Origin of the sequence: Anaerofustis stercorihominis DSM 17244 (assembly GCF_000154825.1) — a bacterium.
Taxonomy (GTDB): domain Bacteria; phylum Bacillota; class Clostridia; order Eubacteriales; family Anaerofustaceae; genus Anaerofustis; species Anaerofustis stercorihominis.
Map to the genome: position 1 here is coordinate 410,883 of NZ_DS560015.1, position 22,167 is coordinate 433,049.

At 32.3% G+C, this 22,167-nt stretch carries 20 protein-coding genes and 1 tRNA gene; 20 read left to right on the top strand and 1 reads right to left on the bottom strand.

The annotated features are described in order from the left end of the window. The first annotated feature begins 103 nt into the window (after positions 1-103). The 4 genes from lgt (at position 104) to ANASTE_RS11210 (ending at position 3,393) form a co-directional block, all read left to right on the top strand. Positions 104-979 (top strand): prolipoprotein diacylglyceryl transferase, encoded by an 876-nt coding sequence (gene lgt, locus ANASTE_RS01990; RefSeq protein ID WP_007049224.1) that lies wholly within the window; start codon positions 104-106, stop codon positions 977-979. A 23-nt stretch (positions 980-1,002) separates the two neighbouring features. Continuing rightward, positions 1,003-1,854, top strand: coding sequence for a class II fructose-bisphosphate aldolase (locus tag ANASTE_RS01995; protein ID WP_007049225.1), 852 nt, complete (start codon positions 1,003-1,005; stop codon positions 1,852-1,854). A 187-nt stretch (positions 1,855-2,041) separates the two neighbouring features. Then, positions 2,042-2,584: a DUF6323 family protein gene (locus ANASTE_RS02000; protein ID WP_007049226.1), complete on the top strand. Its 543-nt coding sequence runs from the start codon at positions 2,042-2,044 to the stop codon at positions 2,582-2,584. Then, positions 2,575-3,393 (top strand): DUF6179 domain-containing protein, encoded by an 819-nt coding sequence (locus ANASTE_RS11210; protein WP_007049227.1) that lies wholly within the window; start codon positions 2,575-2,577, stop codon positions 3,391-3,393. Before ANASTE_RS02000 ends, ANASTE_RS11210 begins: the two co-directional genes overlap by 10 nt. 77 nt (positions 3,394-3,470) lie before the next feature. Here ANASTE_RS11210 and ANASTE_RS02010 read toward each other — a convergent pair. Further along, positions 3,471-3,546: transfer RNA gene (locus ANASTE_RS02010), tRNA-Trp, on the bottom strand. A 303-nt stretch (positions 3,547-3,849) separates the two neighbouring features. Here ANASTE_RS02010 and ANASTE_RS02015 point away from each other — a divergent pair. The 16 genes from ANASTE_RS02015 to ANASTE_RS02090 all read left to right on the top strand — a co-directional run bounded on the left by ANASTE_RS02015 (position 3,850) and on the right by ANASTE_RS02090 (position 22,117). Then, positions 3,850-4,938, top strand: a complete 1,089-nt coding sequence (locus tag ANASTE_RS02015) for a response regulator (protein ID WP_007049228.1) — start codon at positions 3,850-3,852, stop codon at positions 4,936-4,938. A 24-nt stretch (positions 4,939-4,962) separates the two neighbouring features. After that, positions 4,963-8,595, top strand: coding sequence for a PAS domain-containing hybrid sensor histidine kinase/response regulator (locus ANASTE_RS02020; RefSeq protein WP_007049229.1), 3,633 nt, complete (start codon positions 4,963-4,965; stop codon positions 8,593-8,595). Positions 8,596-8,679: 84 nt separating this feature from the next. Beyond that, positions 8,680-9,657: a biotin--[acetyl-CoA-carboxylase] ligase gene (locus ANASTE_RS02025; RefSeq protein ID WP_007049230.1), complete on the top strand. Its 978-nt coding sequence runs from the start codon at positions 8,680-8,682 to the stop codon at positions 9,655-9,657. Between the two features lie 303 nt (positions 9,658-9,960). Next, positions 9,961-10,446 (top strand): sigma-E processing peptidase SpoIIGA, encoded by a 486-nt coding sequence (locus ANASTE_RS02030; protein WP_039944612.1) that lies wholly within the window; start codon positions 9,961-9,963, stop codon positions 10,444-10,446. Positions 10,447-10,459: 13 nt separating this feature from the next. Further along, complete coding sequence (gene sigE / locus ANASTE_RS02035; protein ID WP_007049233.1) at positions 10,460-11,161, top strand: RNA polymerase sporulation sigma factor SigE; 702 nt, start codon at positions 10,460-10,462, stop codon at positions 11,159-11,161. A gap of 113 nt (positions 11,162-11,274) precedes the next feature. Then, on the top strand, positions 11,275-12,720 hold the full coding sequence (locus tag ANASTE_RS02040; protein ID WP_007049234.1) for a UDP-N-acetylmuramoyl-L-alanyl-D-glutamate--2,6-diaminopimelate ligase: 1,446 nt from the start codon (positions 11,275-11,277) through the stop codon (positions 12,718-12,720). Between the two features lie 18 nt (positions 12,721-12,738). Next, on the top strand, positions 12,739-13,299 hold the full coding sequence (locus ANASTE_RS02045) for a hypothetical protein (protein WP_007049235.1): 561 nt from the start codon (positions 12,739-12,741) through the stop codon (positions 13,297-13,299). A 15-nt stretch (positions 13,300-13,314) separates the two neighbouring features. Beyond that, positions 13,315-13,542 carry a hypothetical protein gene (locus tag ANASTE_RS02050; RefSeq protein WP_007049236.1) on the top strand — a complete coding sequence of 76 codons (228 nt, stop codon included), beginning with the start codon at positions 13,315-13,317 and terminating at the stop codon, positions 13,540-13,542. Beyond that, a complete protein-coding gene (gene serC, locus ANASTE_RS02055; protein ID WP_007049237.1) occupies positions 13,526-14,599 on the top strand; it encodes a 3-phosphoserine/phosphohydroxythreonine transaminase in 1,074 nt (357 codons plus the stop codon). Before ANASTE_RS02050 ends, serC begins: the two co-directional genes overlap by 17 nt. Before the next feature lie 15 nt (positions 14,600-14,614). Beyond that, positions 14,615-15,787, top strand: a complete 1,173-nt coding sequence (locus ANASTE_RS02060) for a phosphoglycerate dehydrogenase (protein WP_007049238.1) — start codon at positions 14,615-14,617, stop codon at positions 15,785-15,787. Next, positions 15,777-17,018, top strand: coding sequence for a BaiN/RdsA family NAD(P)/FAD-dependent oxidoreductase (locus tag ANASTE_RS02065; protein WP_007049239.1), 1,242 nt, complete (start codon positions 15,777-15,779; stop codon positions 17,016-17,018). The genes ANASTE_RS02060 and ANASTE_RS02065 overlap by 11 nt, the downstream gene beginning before the upstream one ends. A 92-nt stretch (positions 17,019-17,110) precedes the next feature. Further along, positions 17,111-18,025: an alpha/beta hydrolase gene (locus ANASTE_RS02070; protein WP_007049240.1), complete on the top strand. Its 915-nt coding sequence runs from the start codon at positions 17,111-17,113 to the stop codon at positions 18,023-18,025. A 338-nt stretch (positions 18,026-18,363) separates the two neighbouring features. Next, positions 18,364-18,795 carry a hypothetical protein gene (locus tag ANASTE_RS02075; protein ID WP_007049241.1) on the top strand — a complete coding sequence of 144 codons (432 nt, stop codon included), beginning with the start codon at positions 18,364-18,366 and terminating at the stop codon, positions 18,793-18,795. Between the two features lie 70 nt (positions 18,796-18,865). Beyond that, the gene (gene cmk, locus ANASTE_RS02080; protein WP_007049242.1) at positions 18,866-19,519 is read left to right on the top strand and encodes a (d)CMP kinase; all 654 of its coding nucleotides are present in this window, start codon (positions 18,866-18,868) and stop codon (positions 19,517-19,519) included. Positions 19,520-19,566: 47 nt separating this feature from the next. After that, positions 19,567-20,115, top strand: coding sequence for a lysophospholipid acyltransferase family protein (locus ANASTE_RS02085; RefSeq protein WP_083781734.1), 549 nt, complete (start codon positions 19,567-19,569; stop codon positions 20,113-20,115). 1 nt (position 20,116) lies between these two features. Beyond that, positions 20,117-22,117, top strand: coding sequence for a bifunctional 4-hydroxy-3-methylbut-2-enyl diphosphate reductase/30S ribosomal protein S1 (locus ANASTE_RS02090; RefSeq protein ID WP_007049244.1), 2,001 nt, complete (start codon positions 20,117-20,119; stop codon positions 22,115-22,117). Positions 22,118-22,167 lie beyond the last annotated feature (50 nt).

The following is a 22,167-nucleotide window of genomic DNA, read 5'->3' on the forward strand; positions in this document are numbered from 1 at the left end:
TTATATAATATTTGGTCAAAAAAGGGAATAATATATTGATAAAATTATTTATTCTAAATACAATATATGGTATAATTCTTTTAATTTACCGAGGAGGAAAATTATGTTAATGACACCAAATCCTATAGCTTTTACTATAGGCTCCATAGAAGTAAGATGGTATGCAATATGTATTTTAACGGGAATACTTCTTGCACTGTTCTTTATAGCAAAAAGACTTAAAAAGCTTGGGATAGATCCCGATATACTCTATGATTTTATAATCGTATGCCTGCCTCTGGGAATAATATGTGCGAGACTTTATTATGTAGCGTTCGAATGGGAATACTACAGTGAACATCTCAATATGATATACAGGACTTGGAACGGAGGACTTGCCATACACGGTGGGCTTATAGGAGCATTCCTCGGGGTATATTTGGTATGCAGACATCACAAACTCGATTTTTTAAAAATGCTTGATGTCGCGGCTCCCTGTATACTTTTAGCACAGGCTGTGGGCAGATGGGGAAATTACTTCAACATGGAAGCTCACGGAAGCATTACGAATGTGCCATGGGCTATAAATGTAATAGATCCGACACTCGGCTCCATAATGGTTCATCCTACATTTCTCTACGAGTCCATTTGGGACTTGATCGGATTTTTCCTTCTTTATTTCATAATAGATAAGAAATTTAAGAAGTTCGATGGAGAGCTTATTTGTTCATATTTTATATATTATTCCATAGGAAGATTTTTTATTGAGGGGCTCAGAACGGACTCTTTAATGTTTTTAGGGCTTAGGATAGCCCAGTTTGTCAGTCTCGGTTTGATACTTGCCGGAATTATAGGTATATATGTAATAAGAAAGAAACATAAAATCAAAGATAAAGATAATGATATATTAGAGAACTTAAAGAGTGAAAACAATAGAATAGAAGATATAGATAATAACGAAGAAAATATAATAAAAGATAATATTGATATAAAAAACTAAAATAAAATTTCAAGGAGAAAGTCATGCCACTGGTTACATCAAAAGAAATACTGCTAAAAGCAAAATCGGAAAATTATGCCGTTCCCGCATTCAATTTTGAAAATATGGAGATGGCAAAAGGGATAATAGAAGCATGCGAGGAAGCAAAATCTCCTGTTATAATGCAGACGACGACTTCCACACTTAATTATATCCCTCCGGAAATAGCGGCTAGCATAGTTAAATACTATGCAAAAGATACAAGTATACCAATCGTACTTCATTTAGATCACGGAGCAAGCTTTGAGCTAAGTAAAAGATGTATAAAAGCAGGATATACATCGGTAATGATAGACGGTTCAAAAATGGATTTTGAGAATAATATAAATGTATCAAAAGAGGTTGTGGATTATGCTTTTGAGTATGATATACCTGTCGAATGTGAGCTTGGAAGAGTAGGTGGGAAAGAAGACGAAAATGAAGTATTTGATAAGGACGCTGTATTTACTTCTCCTATAAAAGCCAAAGAGTTCGTTGAAAATACGGGATGCAGCTCCCTTGCAGTTGCAATAGGGACCGCTCACGGACCATATAAAGAAGAGCCTAAGCTTGATTTTGAAAGACTGAAAGAAATAGCGAAATTGGTAGATGTACCTCTCGTACTTCACGGAACCAGCGGAATCAATGACGAAGACGTTAAAAAGGCAATAAGCCTTGGGATATGCAAAGTAAATTATGCAACCGACCTTAGGATGTCTTTTACGAACGGAGTAAGGATGAGACTTGAAAACAGAAATATTTACGACCCTAAAGAATATAACACTAAAGGGATAAAAACAATGAAAGACAAAGTAAAACGTCTGATAGGCGTATGTGGTTCTGAAAACAAAGCTTAATACTTATTTGAATATATTGAGTTAAATCGATAAAATTTTACTGACTTAAATATAAAAAGGAGATAAATAATCAAATTTATCTCCTTTTTATGTACTTATAATACCATAAAACAGTAAAAAATTCAAGTCTTGTTATGTTGTGTACCTAAGAGTATAATAGCCTCCTTAAAGGAAAAGGGGGGAGTTTATGGATAATGAAAATATAGGTCTGATACTCGGTAAAATCACAAGGAAAGAACTTGATTTAATAGAAAAGTCAAATGTGAATATAAATAAGTTTGGTTTAACTATTACAAGAGAAGAAGCAAAAGAAATAATAATCAGCAAAAATGAAATGCTAAAGAAATATAAGAGGATAGAATTTTCATCCGGTGTGACGGAAAAAATAATCTATATATTCTCGGACAGTGCATATATAGACAGAAATAATTATATAGACACCATAAAAGACCTCGTGGATATATTTTACAACTTTAAAAACGAGACCGAAGATAAGCTAACGGATGACGAACTTTTGAATTTTATGAGAGAGCAGTTTGACGATGTATGTTACGGAGATTTGGGATACCTTAGAGATACTTGTTTGGAAAGATTTTCAAAAGCGGTAAGAGATGAGAGTCTAGATTATATTTATACCCAAGGAAAAAATATCTATGAAAATTTAAGTGAAGAACAAAGGTGGGATAAAGATTTATATCAAAGTATAATGAAAGAATTGTTTTGGGAATAAAGGGAGAATTGAACATAAGATATGATTATGAAAAAATCCTTCCTATATTGATCGATTTAATGGAGAAATACACTTCAAAGGATAGTTCGTCCGTACCTTACGAAACAGCTGAAATGCTGATTCAAGGCATATCATATTGCATTGAAGAAAATTTTAAAGATAACGCTATCATAGATAGAAATGTAAATGTGGGATTTTTATACGAGAATGGACTTAATATAGTAAATAACAAAGTGTACGAAGCAAAAGGGATATATGAAGATTTGATAATTGATTTTGAAGATTATGATGTTAGGAATTATAAAGACACCATACTTAAGGGTATACCTATGTTCTTCATAAAATATACACCAAAGTATTTTCCTCAAAATAATATCCTGACTCTTGATTATCCGCTTATCAAAGGAATTCCAAGCAGTAAATGCGGTATAGAGCTGATTTTATACTATTTAAAATCCATAAAGACTGAAAATGAATTTTTAAGATTGTTTAACAGAGATGTAATCATAGACTTTATGGAATATCAATTTAACGATTATAGGAACTTATACTTAGATAATATATGTTTTCCCGTCCTGTTTAATACGATTTGCCGCTTTATTTCAGGAAACGACATAAATAGTCTTATTTTATCTGAGAAGGATATGATGAATGTAAATAGTTTTTTTAGAAATAATTCAAGAATGGAAATAAAAAACAAAGTAAGAAATATAATAAATACTGTTTTAAGTAATGAAATGTCGGATTATTTTATGCCTTTAAGTGATGATTATGCGTTCTGTTTTTATAATAAAAGGTATGGATTTTAATACCACCGATATCACTTGAACCATTCACTATAAATAAATATAAAAAAGCTGCCTTATCGGCAGCTTGAATTCACATATGGCAGGGGCAGAAGGACTTGAACCCTCGGCACGTGGTTTTGGAGACCACTGCTCTACCAACTGAGCTATACCCCTATTTTTGACACTTTTACATTATAACAAATTTTAGAAAAATGTCAATATAATTTTATATATCCTTTTTATTTATTCAAAGGTTACAAAAGTAACATTAAAGGAATATAATAATGATAAAATATAACCTATATGACAAATTTCGTCATATTAAATCACATTATCGGTGATAATATTTTACGCATCACATGTTATATCAAAACATAAAAATATTGATTAAAAACATAAAAAGTAACTTTATTATTGGTAATGACTCTTTAATTGTGATATAATTTATCGTATTTAATTTATTATCGAGGAAAAATTATGAAAAATAATAAAAATGTTATTTTAATTGTAGATGATATTGAAATGAACAGAGTGATTTTAAAAGAATTATTTAAAGATGAATATATCGTCTATGAAGCTTGTGACGGTGAAGAAGCTTTAGGTTTAATTAATAAGTTAAAAGAAAGTATTGATATAATACTTCTTGATATAATCATGCCAAAGGTAGATGGTTTTGAAGTTTTGGAAGAACTTAACTCTTCGGGATTGATGGATAAGATCCCTGTCTTTTTGGTAACCGCCGCAGATGCTGCGGACATGATAAATAAAGGTTATGATATGGGAGTTCAGGATATCGTTCAAAAACCATTCAATCCGAATATAATAAAACGCCGTGTCAAGAATGCCATAGAGCTTTATAACCGTCGTTTCAGAATGGAAGATACGATTTTCAAACAATCGGAAGAAATCAAACTTCAAGACGAAAAATTAAAAGAACAAAGCTTATCTATAATCGACTCTTTGAGTACTGTGGTAGAGTTTAGGGATTTGGAATCCGGAGAGCACGTTAAAAGACTTCGTCAGATAACTCAGCTGCTTTTGACCGAGATCTCAAAAGTAAAACCGGAATACGGCTTTACTCCCGCACTTATCGAAACCATATCAATCGCCGCCGTTATGCATGACATAGGTAAAATAGCTATCCCCGATAATATCCTTAATAAACCGGGAAAACTGACCGATGAGGAATTTGAAATAATGAAGACCCATACGGTCAAAGAATGTGAAATGCTTGATAGCTTTAAAGATATTTTCGACAATGAAAATTACGAATATTACTACGGCATATGCAGATGGCATCATGAGAAATGGGACGGAAGAGGATATCCCGACGGTTTAAAAGGAAATGATATACCTATTTGGGCGCAGGTAGTATCCATAGCTGATTGCTTTGATGCACTTATATCCCCGAGAGTATATAAACCGCCTTATGAACCCGTAGTTGCGGTCGAAATGATTTTAAACGGAGAATGCGGACAGTTTAATCCTATACTGCTTGACTGTTTTAAGAAAGTTTCTGATACTCTTATAAATTTTGTAACCAAAGACAGCGATGCTATAGCTTAAATTCTGTTTCACAGGGAGTTAAGTATGAAAAACTATGGGATTAAAGAAGTCTTTAAAATAAAAGAAAGAGCTTATAGCCAAAATGATATGATAAAAACATTATATGATTCAATGCCGGGGCATTTGTTTGCCGTAGAAGATCATTATCCATATCGTGTTTTATTTATAAGTAAAGAAGCTCTTTCTTTTTTTTGTATAGAAAATGATAAAAATATAACTGATATGACTTTAAAAGATTTGGTAAGCCCGGAAGAAAACGACTATATATTAAATGATATAAAGAAAATAAAAAATGGTAAGAAGATAATAAATTGGAATAGGACTTTTACTAATATCGGAAATAATATCGTTCACTTTCTCGGAAGGACTTCCTTGATAGAAAATCCTGACGGTTCAACTTTCATTCAAGTATATTATTATAATATGAATACCATTAACCATTTGGAAAAGTCTATAGACCAAATAGAATATCACATAAAAAATATTGCCGATAGTATCAGTGACGGACTTTGTTTTTATGAAGTAAAAAGCGGAGAGTTATTTCCTTTATATGTAAATGACGGATATTTAAATATAATCGGCTATGACAGAAACAATTATGATACGAACTCATCCATAAAAGATAAGGTTCATCCCGATGATTTGAACGCTCTTTCATTAGCAATCAAAGAATGCTTGATGTCAGGGAAACTTATGGAGTTTAAACTCAGGGTAATAGATATCAAAGGCAAGTATCATTGGATAAATGCGAAAGCACACAGGATAGATGATTATCCCGGTACCAATAACCCTGTGATCTTTGCTCTTGTGACCGATGTAACGGAACAAAGAAGAGCAGAGAAAGCTTTAATAAAATCTGAAGAAGCAAAAAGAAAAACATTTGAAGAGTTAAGAAAGAAAAATCAACAGATAGAATTGATACTCTCTTCAATCAACGGAGGTCTTGCTTCTTATGAGTGTGATACATATGATTTTCTTTATGTAAGCGATGAATTATGCAAAATGCTGGGATATTCAAAAGAGGAATTTCTAAGTGTAACAAAGGGCAATGTGCTGAATTTGATTTATTATATCGATAAAGTAAAAGCCGTTAAAGATTATCATAAATCTTTTTTGGAGAATGAAAAAAATTATGCGGTCAAATACAGGGTCGTTTGTAAAGACGGTTCGCTAAAATGGATATTAGACAGCGGCTATAAATCCAAATCCGATGAGGGAAAAGATATAATCAACTGCTTGTTTTTGGATATAGACGAACTTCAGCAGTCTACTTTAAAAGTAACGGAACAGAAAGATTTTCTTGACAGTATATATAACTCAGTCATGTGCGGTATACTTCGTTATCATAATGTAGGCGGTGAATTTGCTTTTATCATGATGAATAATGAAGCGCTTAAAATTTTCGGATATGAGACGGAAGAAGAATGTTTGAAACTCGGAAGGGAAGAGTTTTTAAACAGGGTTTATTATGAAGACAGAGATTACATATTAAGCAAAATAAACTCTTTAAGAGACGTCGGAGAGAATTTCAGCGAAGAATATAGGATAAAAAGACCAAACGGCGAAATACGCTGGGTCTATGCCACAAGCGAAATGGTAAAAGACGCCAAGGGCAATATCCTTAATCAAAGGGTAATGATGGACATAACCGACAGAAAAAAACTTGAAATAGAAGAAAGACTCAGCGGTATAATACGTACCGCTTACGATGTTGTGGTTGATATAGATTTAAAGACCGGGGAATATATTGAGAATGATTTTTCTGAAATGAGTTATTTTAAAAAGAATTACGGAAATTATAAAAGGTCATTCTTACAAATGTTGAGGCATGATATAGATCACAGAGATACAAAATATATAGCGAATACGTTAGGGATAAAAAATTTAAGACATATAGCAGAAAATAAACAGGACGTGAGAAAATTATCATGTAAATACAGGCTCAGAGAAGATGAAAACAAGTGGATAGAAGCTACTGCCATATTTAACTCCGGTCAAAACAGAAACAGGATAAATCTGATCATCAGAGATATAACCGACCAGATAAAACAGGAAGAATTGATTGAAGCTCAAAACAGAGCACTTGAAAAAGCACTTAAAAAAGCAAATGCCGCAAACGAAGCAAAATCGTTGTTCTTATCGAGTATGTCGCACGATATAAGAACGCCTATGAACGGTATAGTGGGGATGACTACAGTTGCAAAAGAAAGTATCAAAAACGAAGACAGGATAAAGGACTGTCTCGATAAAATAGATGTTTCTTCAAAGCATTTATTAAGTCTTATAAACGATATATTGGATATGTCAAGGATAGAAAGCGGGAATTTGATTTTAAAAGAAGAAAACGTCAATATTTCGGATTTGTTCCATGACACTTTAACGATCATCTTGTCTCAGGCTAAGGAAAAGAATCAGAATATAAGATTTGATATAGATGTGGAACATGAAAATATAATAGTCGATTCACTGAGACTTCAGCAGGTATTTATAAATATATTGTCAAATGCCATCAAATTCACTGAGTATAATGGGAATATCGATATAAATATATACGAACTTCCTCAGACAAAACAAGGATATGCAGATTATAAATTTGAATTTATTGATGACGGTATCGGAATATCAAAAGAATTCATTGATAATATATTTGAACCTTTTGAAAGAGAAAATAAAGAAATGTCGGGGAAAATCCAAGGTACGGGGCTGGGAATGACTATAACAAAACGTATACTCGATATGATGGGAGGAAAAATCTTAGTTAGAAGTGAACTGGGAAAAGGAACTTGTTTTACGGTGTGTGCTTCTTATAAATTAAATCATATAAAAGAACCTAAAATCAATGATTCGGTTAAAGACCTTCGAGTACTTATAGCCGACAGCAGTCAAAAAAACGCTAAAAGGCTCAATTTGATACTAAATTCACTTGGTATCAAAAATGATTTTACAACGTCGGGAGGCAAAGCCTTGGAAATGTCAGTAAAAGCATACGAACATTCCATGCCCTATGATGTTGTTTTAATCGATTTGACCATGAAAGACATGAATGGTTTCGAAGTTTGTAAGAATATCAGGAATGCTCTAAGCAGTAAAAATGTTCCTACTCTTATTTTATCCGCCGTTGCCGGTTCCCGTGGCTATATAGATGCAGATAAAGCGGGATTTGATATAGTGGCAAACAGACCTATATTCAAATCGGATATCATTAAATTGTTTAACGGTTTATTTGATAAAAACATACAAAGCGAAACACACAAAAATAATAAATCATCATTGACCGGCAAAAGGATATTGATAGCTGAAGATAATGAATTAAACAGGGAAATAGCGGTAGAACTTATAAAAGGGATAACCGGGAATATTGATACCGTTGAAAACGGTAAAGAGGTACTCGATAAGCTTGCTGTTCATGAAGACGGATATTACGATTTGATACTCATGGATATACAAATGCCTATATTAAACGGATATGAAGCCACTAAGCAAATAAGAAAAGCAGATAATGAATATTACAAAAATATCCCTATTGTTGCAATGACCGCAAATGCTTTCGATACCGATGTAAAGAAAGCATTTGACAGCGGTATGAACGAACATCTCTCAAAGCCTATCGACGTAAAAAAATTAAATAAAGTGTTAAATACTTATTTGAAAAAATAAGCAATAAGACTGTCAACTATAAGCATCAAAAAGGTTGACAGCCTCTTTTTTTTATCTTAAACTATCAGTATTAAGGAGTTTGAAATGAATAAAGATAATATACTTGAAATATTGAAGGTAAACAGCGGTAAAGTGATTTCGGGGGGATATATAGCGCTTAGGCTGAATATATCCAGAAATGCCGTTTGGAAGAACATCAACCTGTTAAAAGAGGAAGGTTATAATATCGTTTCTGTCAAAAACAAAGGATATATGCTTGACAGTAATATCAGCTATTTAAATAAGAAAGAAATAGAAAAAGGACTTAACACTAAATTTATAGGAAATATCATAGAAATAATCGAAGAAGTTGACTCAACCATAAATTATCTTAAAAATTTAAAAGATGAAGAGAAAATTGAAGGCAGAGTCATTATAGCAAATTCTCAGACAAGAGGTAAGGGCAGGAGAGGAAGACCCTTCTTTTCTCCAAAGGACAGCAGTATGTATTTAAGCTTATTGTTAAAGCCCAAACTTCCTATTGAAGAAGTAAATCTTATAACGATAATCTGCGGTTTGAGCGTCGTTGAAGCCCTTAAAAATACATTTGGGATTGACAGCGATATAAAATGGGTAAATGATATTTATAAAGACGGACTAAAACTATGCGGGATACTTACGGAAGGTATAATAAGCTTTGAAAGCGGGAGCATGGAAAATGTAGTTTTAGGCGTGGGTATAAATATAAACAGGTCCGAAAATGAAGAAGTTCCCGAAGAGTTTAAAGATATTATTGGGTTTGTTCAGGATTTTACGGGAAAAGCGGAAAACCGAAATAAAATAATAAGCGAATTCTTAAATGTATTCGAAAATAAATATCTCAATTTTGACAAGGATTCTCTTTACAAAGAATACAAAGAGAAGATGTTATATATAAATGAGGATATAACATATATTCAGGGAAATGAAAAAATAAAAGCGACTCTTCTCGATTTAAACAAAGACTTTTCAATAAAAATAAAAACAAGCGACGGAGAGATAAAAAATTTTAACAGCGGAGAAATAAGTATCAGAAGTATATGATTCGATTTAAATAAGCCCCTACGGGCTTATTTTTTACATTTAAACTATCTTTATTTGATAGTAATCCATATATATTTTTAAAAATATAAATTGCATTCAATATTTTAAGTTTGGTCATATTTTCATGAAAAGATAATATAAATAATATATGTCATTACAAAACAAAAATTTATTGTAACACATAGGAAGTAAATAATTAGAAATGAGAAATAATTATATTCTTTTATAACATATTCATATAATTTCTTTATGACAAATTGAGTATGAGTTTATATATAAAATACTCATTAAGAGGTGAAGGAAATGATTAAGAAAAAGAATATTTTTGTTAGCATTATTTCTGCGTTTATAGCATATAAATTACTTAGGAAAATCAACGATTTAAAGTTAGGACTCGAATATATCTGCACTCTCTATATAAAAGATAAGAGCATTTCTTTTAAAGGATACCTCGATACGGGGAATTTGGTAAGAGGTATAAACGGAGAAGGGGTAATAATAGTTCATAACAGCATAATAAATAAAATCTTAAATACAAATCTTTCATATGAAATAGAAGATTATAACGACTACTTACATATCTATAACAATATTCCCATAACCATAAAAGATTCACTTTCATATACCTTTTATAATACGACAAAAGAAAAACAGATCCTTCCCATACTCAGATTTGATAAGATCGTGATTACGAACAAAAGAAAAGAAAAGACGGTTTATAACCCATATATAGGTATCCTTGGGATAGACTCTTCAGGTGCCTTGATACCTATATCCACATTAAAATAATTCGGAGGTTTACATGATTAATTTATTTAATATTCTAAAAAGAAAGAAGCATAAAAAGAATAAATTATTTTATATTTCCGGCTCGTATATGCTCCCGCCTCCGCTTACAAAAGAAGAGGAGCAGGAAGTTCTTAAAAATTTGGAATCGGACGAGACAAACACTACAAAGACCATATTGATCGAGCGTAATCTAAGACTTGTGGTCTACATTGCAAAGAAGTTCGATACATCTTCCGCCAGTGTGGAAGACCTTATATCCATAGGTACCATAGGACTTATAAAAGCGGTCAAGACTTTTAAGGTCGAAAAGAACATAAAGCTGGCTACATATGCTTCAAAATGTATAGAAAACGAGATACTCATGCACCTTAGAAAGGTAAACAGGATAAGAGGAGAGATTTCGCTTGACGAACCTTTGAACGTAGACTACGACGGCAATGAACTGTTACTGTCGGATATCCTCGGTACGAATGGCGACCCGGTAAAAGATAAAATAGATAAAGACGTAAACAAAGAGATAATGCTTCTTGCGGTAGACAGATTAAAGGAAAGCGAAAAGGAAATAATCAATTACCGATTCGGACTCAACGGAAAAGAAAAGAAAACTCAAAAAGAACTTGCAAACATGTTAAACATTTCGCAGTCTTACATTTCAAGGTTAGAGAAGAGGATAATATCAAATTTGAAAAAAGAAGTAAATAAAATGTGTACATAAGAAGGTTTATGCCTTCTTTTTTTTATTAATATTGAATTAAGTTTATTTAAAGGTATTTATTTTATTATAAAATAGTGTTATTATTTTAAGGATGAATTCTAAGGAGTTTTGATTTGAAATTAAAAGATATTTTAGAGGGATATCCTCATTCTTTAAACGGAAATAAAGATATAGAAAATATAGATATAAATAGTATTGTTTTTGATTCCAGAAAATGCGAAGAAGGTTCTATGTTCGTTTGTATCGTAGGTTATGAAACAGACGGACATAAATATATAGACAGCGCACTTAAACTTGGGGTAAAGGTGATTTGTCACAGTGAAGAATTAGAAGGATACAAAGACGATATTACATATATAAAATGCGAAAACACGAGAAATGCTCTTGCATATTTCGCTAACAGATTTTACTCATTCCCTAGCAAAAATCTCAAATTGATCGGAGTAAGCGGTACCAACGGTAAGACTTCTTTTTGTGATATAGCACATACGCTTTTTGAAAACCTTGGTTTTAAAACCGACTACATCGGTACTTTGGGAAGAAAGAACACAAAACTGGAAGGACAGATAATAAGAACAACTCCTGAAATAACCGAACTTACAAAAGATTTCAGCGATATGGTAAAGAATGACGTGGATTATTGCTTCCTCGAAGTTTCTTCACACGGTCTCGTACTTGACAGAGTAAGTTTTCTTAACTTTTACATAGGTGTTTTTTCCAATCTTTCAATGGACCATTTGGATTTTCATAAGACGATGGAAGAATACTATCAGGCAAAGAAGAAACTTTATTACATGGTAGATAGATTTTCTGTGATAAATATCGATGATGATTACGGACACAGACTCTATAATGAACTTAAGGAAGATAAAAAAGATGTCATCTCATTCGGAGAAAAGGAACAAAGTGATTATAAAATCACCATAAAAGAACTCTCCTTGAGTAAATCTTCTTTTACTCTTACAAAAGGAAACAATAAATATGATTTCGTCATTAATTCCATAGGAAAATTCAATATATATAATGTAACCCCGGCTATAATAATAGCCCTTGAAGAGGGAATAGGATATGAAAAAATAAAAGAAGCTATACTCAGGTATCACGGAACCAACGGAAGGATAGAGAGGGTGGCAGAAGATATTTTTATTGATTATGCTCATACTCCCGACGCTATGGAAAAGATACTGAAGCTTATAAGAGAAGTCAGCAGTAAAAAGATAACTCTTGTTTTTGGCTGTGGGGGAAACAGAGACCATGGCAAAAGACCTATTATGGGAAGTGTTTCCGAAAAGTATGCCGACAATATCATCCTTACAATGGATAACCCGAGAAAAGAAAAAAACGAAGATATCATAAAGGATATTTTAAACGGGATAAAAAACAAAGATAAAACCGAGATAATATATGACAGAAAAGAAGCTATAAATAAGGCTGTAAGAAATAAAAAAGATGATGAAATAGTCTTGGTCTTGGGTAAAGGACATGAGACATATCAGGAACTCGGAGATAAAAAGATTTATTTTTCCGATAGAGAAGAAATTTTAAATTCATTAAAATAATTTAAAAAGAGAAAGACAATGGAGACAAAAAAGATTTATATAGTTCTTACAAGTACAAGAACGATTTTAGCAAGAATAATAAGATTGTGGGTAAAAAAGCCTTATAATCACGTTTCGATATCTCTTGACAGAGAACTGAATGAAATGTACTGCTTCGGAAGACGAAGACCCAGGAACCCTTTTATAGCTGGTTTTATCAAAGAAGACTGGGAAACGGGATTTCATGCAACATTCAATAATATCCCATGTCTCGTATACGAATGCGAGATAGACGCAAAGATATATGATAATATAAAAGAAATAATCGATGAATTCTATATGGATCATTTAAAATATAAATTCAATATAATAGGGCTTATAGGTAATGCGGTAGGGTTTGACATCAAAAGAGAAAAACATTATTACTGTGCGGAGTTCTTGTCTTACTTATTCGAAGAAAGCGGACTTTATTCCTTTAACGAAGCTCATACAAGAAGAAGACCCATGGACTTCAGCGGTTTTTTAAACAGTAAGCTCATTTACGACGGATATATAAACGATTATAAAGAACAAAGTGAAGTCAAACAAATCATACTATAATTCGAGGAACAAATAATGAAATTGGTTTTAGCAGTTTTTGCCGGACTTATATTTATATTCTTAGTTTTTTTATATGCTAAAGCTTTTACGGATAAATATAAGAGAAGAATAGACAACGTAGCAAAACATTACGGTTACAGAAATTATGACCATCTTAAAAAAATCGGCGAAAAAGAAGAAGAAAAGGTAATAAGAATGAAAATAAGAGAGGACAGGAGAAGAAAATATGGGAAACAAAATTAATTTTTCTGCGTCTTCACCGGTAATGCCGAAAGAAGTAATCAAAAGGATAAATAAAAATGTATTAAATTTTCATTCTCAGGGATTTTCGGCTCTGGAACTAAATTATAAGAATGAATTTTTTATTTCTCTCATGGAAGATACGACAAAGCTAATAAGAAAACTTCTTCATTTGAATGATGATATGGAAGTTTTATTCATCAACGGCGGAGGAAGTATGCATTTTGCTATGGTACCTCTTAACTTTTCTTCCAAGGATGAAACCGCAACTGTCATAAACAGCGATTTATGGACAAATAATGCAGTGACAGAGGGGAAAAAACATACAAACATAGACGAAATAAATCTTATAGGATATGAAAAGCCCCTTCCAAAGATAACTTTAAATGATATAAATAAAGCTTCCAAATATCTTTTCATGTGTACCAATAACACATCCTCGGGGTCAAAATTCAGTAAAGTTAAAATCCCGGAAATAGGAAATATACCGTTAATAGCGGATATGACGTCTAATTTACTCAGTGAAACATATGATATAAATAAATTCGCATTATCTTTTGCAAGCTCCGCAAAGAATATGGGAACGAGCGGGATAAGCGTTGTAATATTAAATAAAAATATGATTGAAAAGGAAATACCTAAGGGTGTTCCAAAGATCCTATCCTACAGGGATTATTATTACTCGGGTAACTCTTTTACGACTCCTAATACATTCGCGGTATATATAATTTATGAAATGCTTAAATACCTAGATGAATTTGGGGGAGTGGAAGAAATAGAAAAAGTAAATATAAAAAAATCAAATTTATTATATGACTTTATTGATGAAAGTAATTTTTACTCCAACGATATTATAAAAGAAGACAGATCTGTCACATCTTTAATATTTAATGTAAAAAACAATGAAGACTTTATTCAAAAAGCCAAAGAAAATGATATAATAAATATCAGTACCTCTATGAATGGGGCAGTAAGAGTAGGTTTATACAATGGTGTAAGCTTATCCAATGTAGTTGACTTAATCGATTTTATGTATAAATATCAAAAAAACAATATTTAAGGAGAGTAAAGGGAAATGTACAAAATTAAAACATTTAACAAAATTGCAAAAGAAGGTTTGACTCAATTAGGTGAAAACATCAGAGTTGACAAAGGTGAAGATTACGACGGTGTGATTTTAAGAAGCTATAACTTACATGAAGAAAAACTTTCTGACAACTGTAAAGTAGTAGTAAGAGCCGGAGCGGGTGTAAACAACGTACCCGTAGACAGCTGCACCGAAAAAGGCATAGTAGTAATGAATACACCGGGTGCAAATGCAAACGCAGTTAAAGAGCTTGTTATAGCAAGTTTGATTATGACTGCGAGAAACCTTGATAAAGCAACCGACTGGGTTCAAACTTTAAAAGATAAAAACGTAGATGTAGCAAAGACAGTTGAAAAAGAAAAATCAAACTTTAAAGGCAACGAACTTCAAGGCAAGAGAGTCGGTGTAATTGGGCTTGGAGCCATAGGTGTTTTGGTTGCCAATGCTTTATATGAACTCGGTATGGAAGTTTACGGTTATGACCCATATTTATCAATAGAACACGCTTGGAGCATAAACAAAAACATCAACAGAAGTTATGATATAGAAAGAATTTTCCAAAGATGTGACTTCGTTACTATACATGTTCCGCTACTTGAATCTACCAAAAACCTTGTAAACGAACAAGTTTTAAGAAATGCAAAAGACGGTATCAAAGTACTTAACTTAGCAAGAGGCGGTCTGGTAGATGAAGACGCAATATTAAAAGCGGTAGAAGACGGAAGTGTATCTTACTACGTAACGGATATCCCAAATGAAAAAGTTTTAGGCAAAGAAAATGTTATTTGTATCCCTCATCTCGGTGCTTCAACGGTTGAATCGGAAGCAAACTGTGCGGTAATGGCAGGAAAAGAAATAAGAGATTTCCTTGAAAACGGAAATATCAAAAACAGTGTAAACTTCCCTGAATGCGATTTGGGTGCTATGGTTTCAAACGCAAGGATCTGTATCATACATAAAAACGTACCTAATATGGTAGGTCAGATATCTTCTCTTTTAGCAAGCAACGATGTAAATATAGCAAACATGATCAACAAATCAAGAGGAGAAAATGCTTATACTATGATAGATGTAGATAATGATGTAAATGACTATATCGAAAAAACATTGAAAGAGGTAGAAGGAGTTACTTCTGTAAGAATTTTAAAGAATGACAAATAAGAAAGATGTAATAATAATAGGCGGGGGAGCTAGCGGCTTAATGGCTGCTATCTCCTCTTTAGAATGTGGCAAAAAAGTAACACTTATAGAAAAGAACGAAAAAGCAGGAAAGAAGATTTACATAACGGGAAAAGGCAGATGCAATGTAACCAATAATAAAGATATATCGGAGTTTTTCGACCATATCATGAAGAACAAAGAATTCCTTTACAGTGCACTGTATACCTTTGACAATACAAGGCTTCTTGAACTTCTTCATTCTAATGGACTTAAGACAAAAGTTGAAAGGGGAGACAGGGTCTTTCCCGTAAGCGACAAAGCCAGTGATGTAACAAAGACTTTACTAAATATAATAAATACCGATAAAAACAGCGAGATACTATATAATACCACTGTAAAAGATATAATCGTAAACGAAAACAATGAAGCACAAGGCGTCATACTTGATGACAGTAAAAAGTTATATGCCGATAACGTAATCCTTGCAACGGGAGGAAAGAGTTATCCTTTGACGGGAAGTGACGGATACGGATATACACTGTCAAAAAAGCTGGGTCATAAAGTCATAAATCCAGTTCCCGCACTAGTTCAGATGTTATCAAATGATAACTGGGTGCATGAGTTGATGGGTCTTACACTTAAAAACGTGGATGTCAGCTTAACGATAGGCGGTAAAGTAAAAAATTCTCAGTTCGGAGAACTGTTGTTTACGCATAAGGGCATTTCGGGACCTACAGTACTTTATTTAAGTAATTTTATAGATATGAATAAAATACACGATACCAAGGTGAAAATCGATTTAAAGCCGGCTCTGGACGTTAAAACACTTGAAAAAAGATTGATCAAAGATTTTGAAAAGAATAATAACAAAATGGTCAAAAGCTCTCTTGATTTGCTCCTTCCGAAATCACTTGCAATAAAAATCATAGAACTCAGTAAAATAGATAAAGAAAAACAAATAAATCAGATAACAAAAGAAGAAAGAAAGCTATTATTAAATCTAATCAAGAACCTCGAAGTGAATATAACGGGAATTGGAAGTTTTAAGGAAGCAATCATTACAAACGGAGGGATAAACGTAAAGGAAATCAATCCTTCCACTATGGAATCGAGAATTATAAAAAATCTTTTCTTTGCGGGAGAAGTTATAGATGTTCACGCAACGACGGGAGGCTATAATCTACAAATCGCTTTTTCGACGGGATACCTTGCCGGACAGAATGTACACTAAATAAATCTATGAATATCAATGTTATTAAAAATAATTTTGTGCATTTTATTATAAAGTGAAGTATAAAATTATTTTATTATACGGGAGGGAAAATGCACATTAACGAACAATCCAAAATCGAAATCAATGGAAAGCCTCAATATATTTCAATAAGAGCTCAAAAGGATAATTTGCCGTTACTGCTTTATCTTCACGGAGGACCCGGAGACAGTGCGCTTCCATTAGTCCTTAAATATAACAGAGAACTGGAAGAACATTTTACTGTTGTTGTTTGGGAACAAAGAGGAGCAGGTAAGTCATATTATGATTTTAAAAATGATGAAATCACCATTGATATGTTTTTAGAAGATATTTATTCTTTGTCAAAATTACTTACTAAAAAATTCAATCAAAAGAAAATATATCTGTTAGGACATTCTTGGGGGGCTGTTTTAGGACTGAAGTTTACAGAAAAACATCCGGAAATGGTAATAAAATATATCGGATGCGGACAAGTTGTAAACATGAAAAAATCATGTCAAGCTGCTTACGACTTTGCACTTGATCATGCAAACGAAAAAGAAGCAGAAAGACTAAAAAAGATAAATTGTTCTTATAATGATAACGGATGGCTGAAAGATTTATTATATGTAACAAAACAAGTGGTTAAAAATAAAGGTTCTCTTTATGGAAAAAGAAATTATAATTCTCTTATAACTCCTTTTATATTTTCGAAATATTATTCTATAATGGATTTATATAATCGCCAAAAGGGGAGTTTACAGTCTATTGAATATTTGTGGCAAGAGCTTATGGATATAAATTTTGAAAATCAAAGAAGCTTTAAAATCCTGGTTATATTTATAGAAGGCAGATACGATAATCATGTATCTTCAGCATTGGCAAAAAAATATTTTGATACTATAGAGTCAGAAAAAGAATTCTATTGGTTTGAAAGATCCTGTCATTTTCCGCAATGGAGTGAAAATGACAAATTTAATGATTTGATCATTAAATTACTTGATTAACTAAAACCACGTAATATAAACAAAGTAATAAAATTAAATACATATAGAAGATACTTTAGAAGTATCTTCTTTTTTATTTCATATAATAAAATAATATAAAGGACTCCTTTTTATTTACTTAAATCAGCGTGCTTTCTTTCATTATTATCAAAGGTATATCAAAACAAAAATCAATTTACACTCAAAATAAAATGGCCTTAACCGCAAATTGAATATTTAGAACAGTGTAAAGCAATAATCAATAAAAATATTATTTAAATAAAGTGTACGTCATGATTAGATTTAAAGTATTTTTTTAAGCTTGATACATACAATATAAATAGGAAATAGGTGGTAATATGGTTTTTAAATTTGAGAAATTTTTATTTAGTTTTATTGTTATATTAAGTGTTTTATTCGTAGGTCTTAACATCATGAATAAAAATGAAGTCTTATCTACGGTCAGTAACGGTTCTTCAAATGAAACAAAGCTCGTAAACTCCGATAATTATTTAAAAGCGGGAGTTATAAAGATGTCGCTGAGCAGTACAAAGAACGTAAAAATCCTGGTAAACGGAGAAGAAAACTTCAATTATACTCTTAATGATAATATCATGACGCTCGCCGTAAGTGATAAAGATGTAGTGGAAGTCGACCTTAGGAATTTTAAAGAAGGTACGCTAGATGTTTTGATACTAAAAGTATCCGACGGTCTCTTAAATCCTCAGGTAAGCCAAAAATATCAGTTCAGTAAGGGAATAAACAAATTATTTGATGTTAAAATGAACTAAAAAAGCTTGTTAAAAATAAAAAGTTATTATATAATAAAGCGTAAGTATTTGTATTATTTAGGGGTAATTAATGGATAACATAATAAATATTGCAATAGACGGTCCCGCAGGTTCGGGGAAAAGCACCGTTGCAAAAATAATAGCAAAGAAATTAAATATTACTTATTTGGACACCGGTTCTATGTATAGAGCCTTTACTTATTATGCTCTGAATAATGATATAAAATCAAATGACAAAGAAGGTATAAATGACCTTTTAAACAGTATAGATCTTGTTTTAGACAAAGAAAATGTTTTTGTAAATGATAAAGACGTAACAAAAGAAATAAGATTTGAAAATATAGATAAAAATGTATCCGATTATGCCGCAATAAAAGAAGTAAGAGAAAAAATGGTAAATATTCAGCGTGAAATATCAAAGGGTAAAAGCGTTATAATGGACGGAAGAGATATAGGAAGCGTAGTTCTTCCGAATGCAAAGTTCAAATTTTATCTTGACGCTTCAAGCGAAGAAAGAGCAAAAAGAAGATATCTTCAAAATATCGAAAGAGGGAAAGAAATCCCTTATGAAGATATACTAAGGGATATTGAACTCAGAGACGAACTTGACAAAACAAGAGAAGTAGACCCTCTTGTAATATGTGAAGATGCAGTAGTGGTAGATACTTCTGATATGAATATAGATGATGTAGTTGAATTTATAATTAATAAGGTTAGTAGGTAATTTATGTTATATGATATTTTAAGACCTGTAATAAAGGTTTTACTAAAATTGTATATAAAGTAAAGGTCACGGGACTCGATAATCTTCCCGATAATGATACATCTTATATCATTTCCGGAAATCACGTACATATTTGGGATCCGGTTTTAATGGCTGTACAAATAAAAGGTAGACATCTGCATTTTATGGCAAAGGATGTCTTATTTAAATCCAAGTTTTTAAACTGGTTTTTACATAAAGTATATGCTATCCCGGTTAAAAGAGAAGACAATGACATAGTAGCCATAAAAACAGCTATGAAAGTTTTAAAGAATAAAGAAGTTTTGGGTATCTTTCCCGAAGGAACAAGAAATATGACTGAAGATGATATGCTTGAACCTAAAGGCGGTCTTGTGCTTCTAGCCACAAGGATGAAAGTTCCCGTAGTTCCCGTAGGTATCAGAGGAGAATACAAATTCAGAAAACCTCTTATAATAAATTACGGGAAACCCATATATTTGGATGAATACTATGGAAAAAAATTATCTTCGCAGGACTGTATAGATATATGCAAAAAAGAAATCTATCCTGAAATCATCAGATTAAAGGAGTTATAAAATGAATATAAGAAAAGCAAAAAGTGCGGGTTACTGCTTCGGTGTAAACAAAGCTGTCAATACCGCTTATGAGGCAAGTGAAAACAGTAATGAAAAAGTTTATACACTCGGTCCTCTGATACATAACGTTCATGTGACAAATGAACTCAAAGAAAAGGGAGTATCTATAATAGATAATCTCGATGATATAGATGAAGGAACGGTCATAATCCGTTCTCATGGGGTCGGCAAGGAAATTTATGAAAAAATCAAGAAAAAAAACTTAAAATTAATCGATGCAACTTGCCCTTATGTAAAATCTATTCAAAATAAGGTTGAAAAATATCACAATAAAGGTTATACTATAATAATTGTAGGAGATAGCGACCATCCTGAGGTAAAAGGGGTTAACGGCTGGTGTGAAAACAAAGCTAAAGTAATCTTTACCAAGGAAGAAGCCAAAAACTTCAAAACAGACGAAAATGTCTGCGTAGTTGCTCAGACTACAATAATAGAAGCTCTTTTTGATGATATTACAAATATAATAAAAGACAACTGCGCTAATGTAGTGATTTTCAACACGATCTGCAATGCTACTAGCGTAAGACAGGAAGAAGCCAGTTTAATAGCATCAGAAGTGGAAGCTATGGTAGTAGTTGGTGATACTCATAGCTCGAACACAAAGAAACTAGTAGAAATCAGCAAATCAAAATGCGATAATGTTTTCTTTGTAGAAACTGCTTCGGACTTGGATGATGCTATAAAGAAATATAACAATATTGGACTAACGGCTGGAGCATCGACACCAACCCAGTTAATAGAGGAGGTAATTAATACTATGGACAACAACATGGTGGATAGTTTTGAAAAAAACATCGAAGAATCAATCAAAGAAATTAGAGAGGGAGATATCGTAGAAGGCGAAATCGTTATGGTAGACCACAACGAAGTAACGATGAACATCGGTTATAAATCAGATGGTATCGTTAAAAAAGCCGACTTTTTATACGACCTAATGGAAGACTTGACTTCCAAAGCTGCTAAGGGCGATAAAGTTAAAGTTATGGTCATGAAAATGAATGACGGAACAGGTAATGTTTCACTTTCTAAAATCAAAGTTGACGAACTTGGTGCTTTAGACGAAGCTAAAGAAAAATTCGATTCTAAAGAAACAGTTAAAGCTAAGATTACAAAAGTAGTTAAAGGCGGTTTGATCGTTGATTTAGGATTTATCAAAGCATTCATGCCTGCTTCTTACTATGATGTAAGATTTATCAAAGACTTTGACAGCCTTTTAGGTAAAGAAATCGAATGCAGAATCGTTGAATTTGACAAACAAAAGAACAAAATCATCGTTTCAAGAAAAATCTTACTTGAAGAAGCTTACAAGGAAAGAAAAGCAAAAGAAAAAGAATTAAAAGAAGCTGCTATAGCAGCTCTTGAAATCGGTAAAGAAGTTGAAGCTCCAATCAAGAACATCACAAACTTCGGTATGTTCATTGACTTAAACGGAGTTGACGGCTTTATCCATATTTCAGATATAGCTTGGAAAAGAGTTGGTAACATCAACGACTTATACAAAGTTGGTGACAGCGTAAAAGCTATAGTAACAGAATTAGACAAAGATAATTACAAAGTTAAATTAAGTGTTAAAGACTTAACAAAAGAACCTTGGCAAGAATTTATCGAAAATTATTCTGTAGGTCAAACTGTTAAAGCTACAATCAAAAATACTACAAACTTCGGTGCATTTGCTGAAATCATCCCTGATGTTGAAGGATTAATTCATATCTCTCAATTATCACATGACAGAGTAAATAATGTTGAAGATGCAGTTAAAACCGGTGATGAAGTAAATGTTAAAATCATTGATATTAACAAGGACAAAAGAAAAGTTTCTCTTAGCATTAAAGAAACTATGGATCCACCAAAAAGAAAGATCGAAAGAAACAAATTATATCATAAAGAAGACAGCAATGTAACTTTAGGCGATATCTTTGGAGATCTTTTAAAATCTGAATAGTATTATAAAATATTCCCTGCATCTATTAGGTGCGGGGATTTTTACTAAAA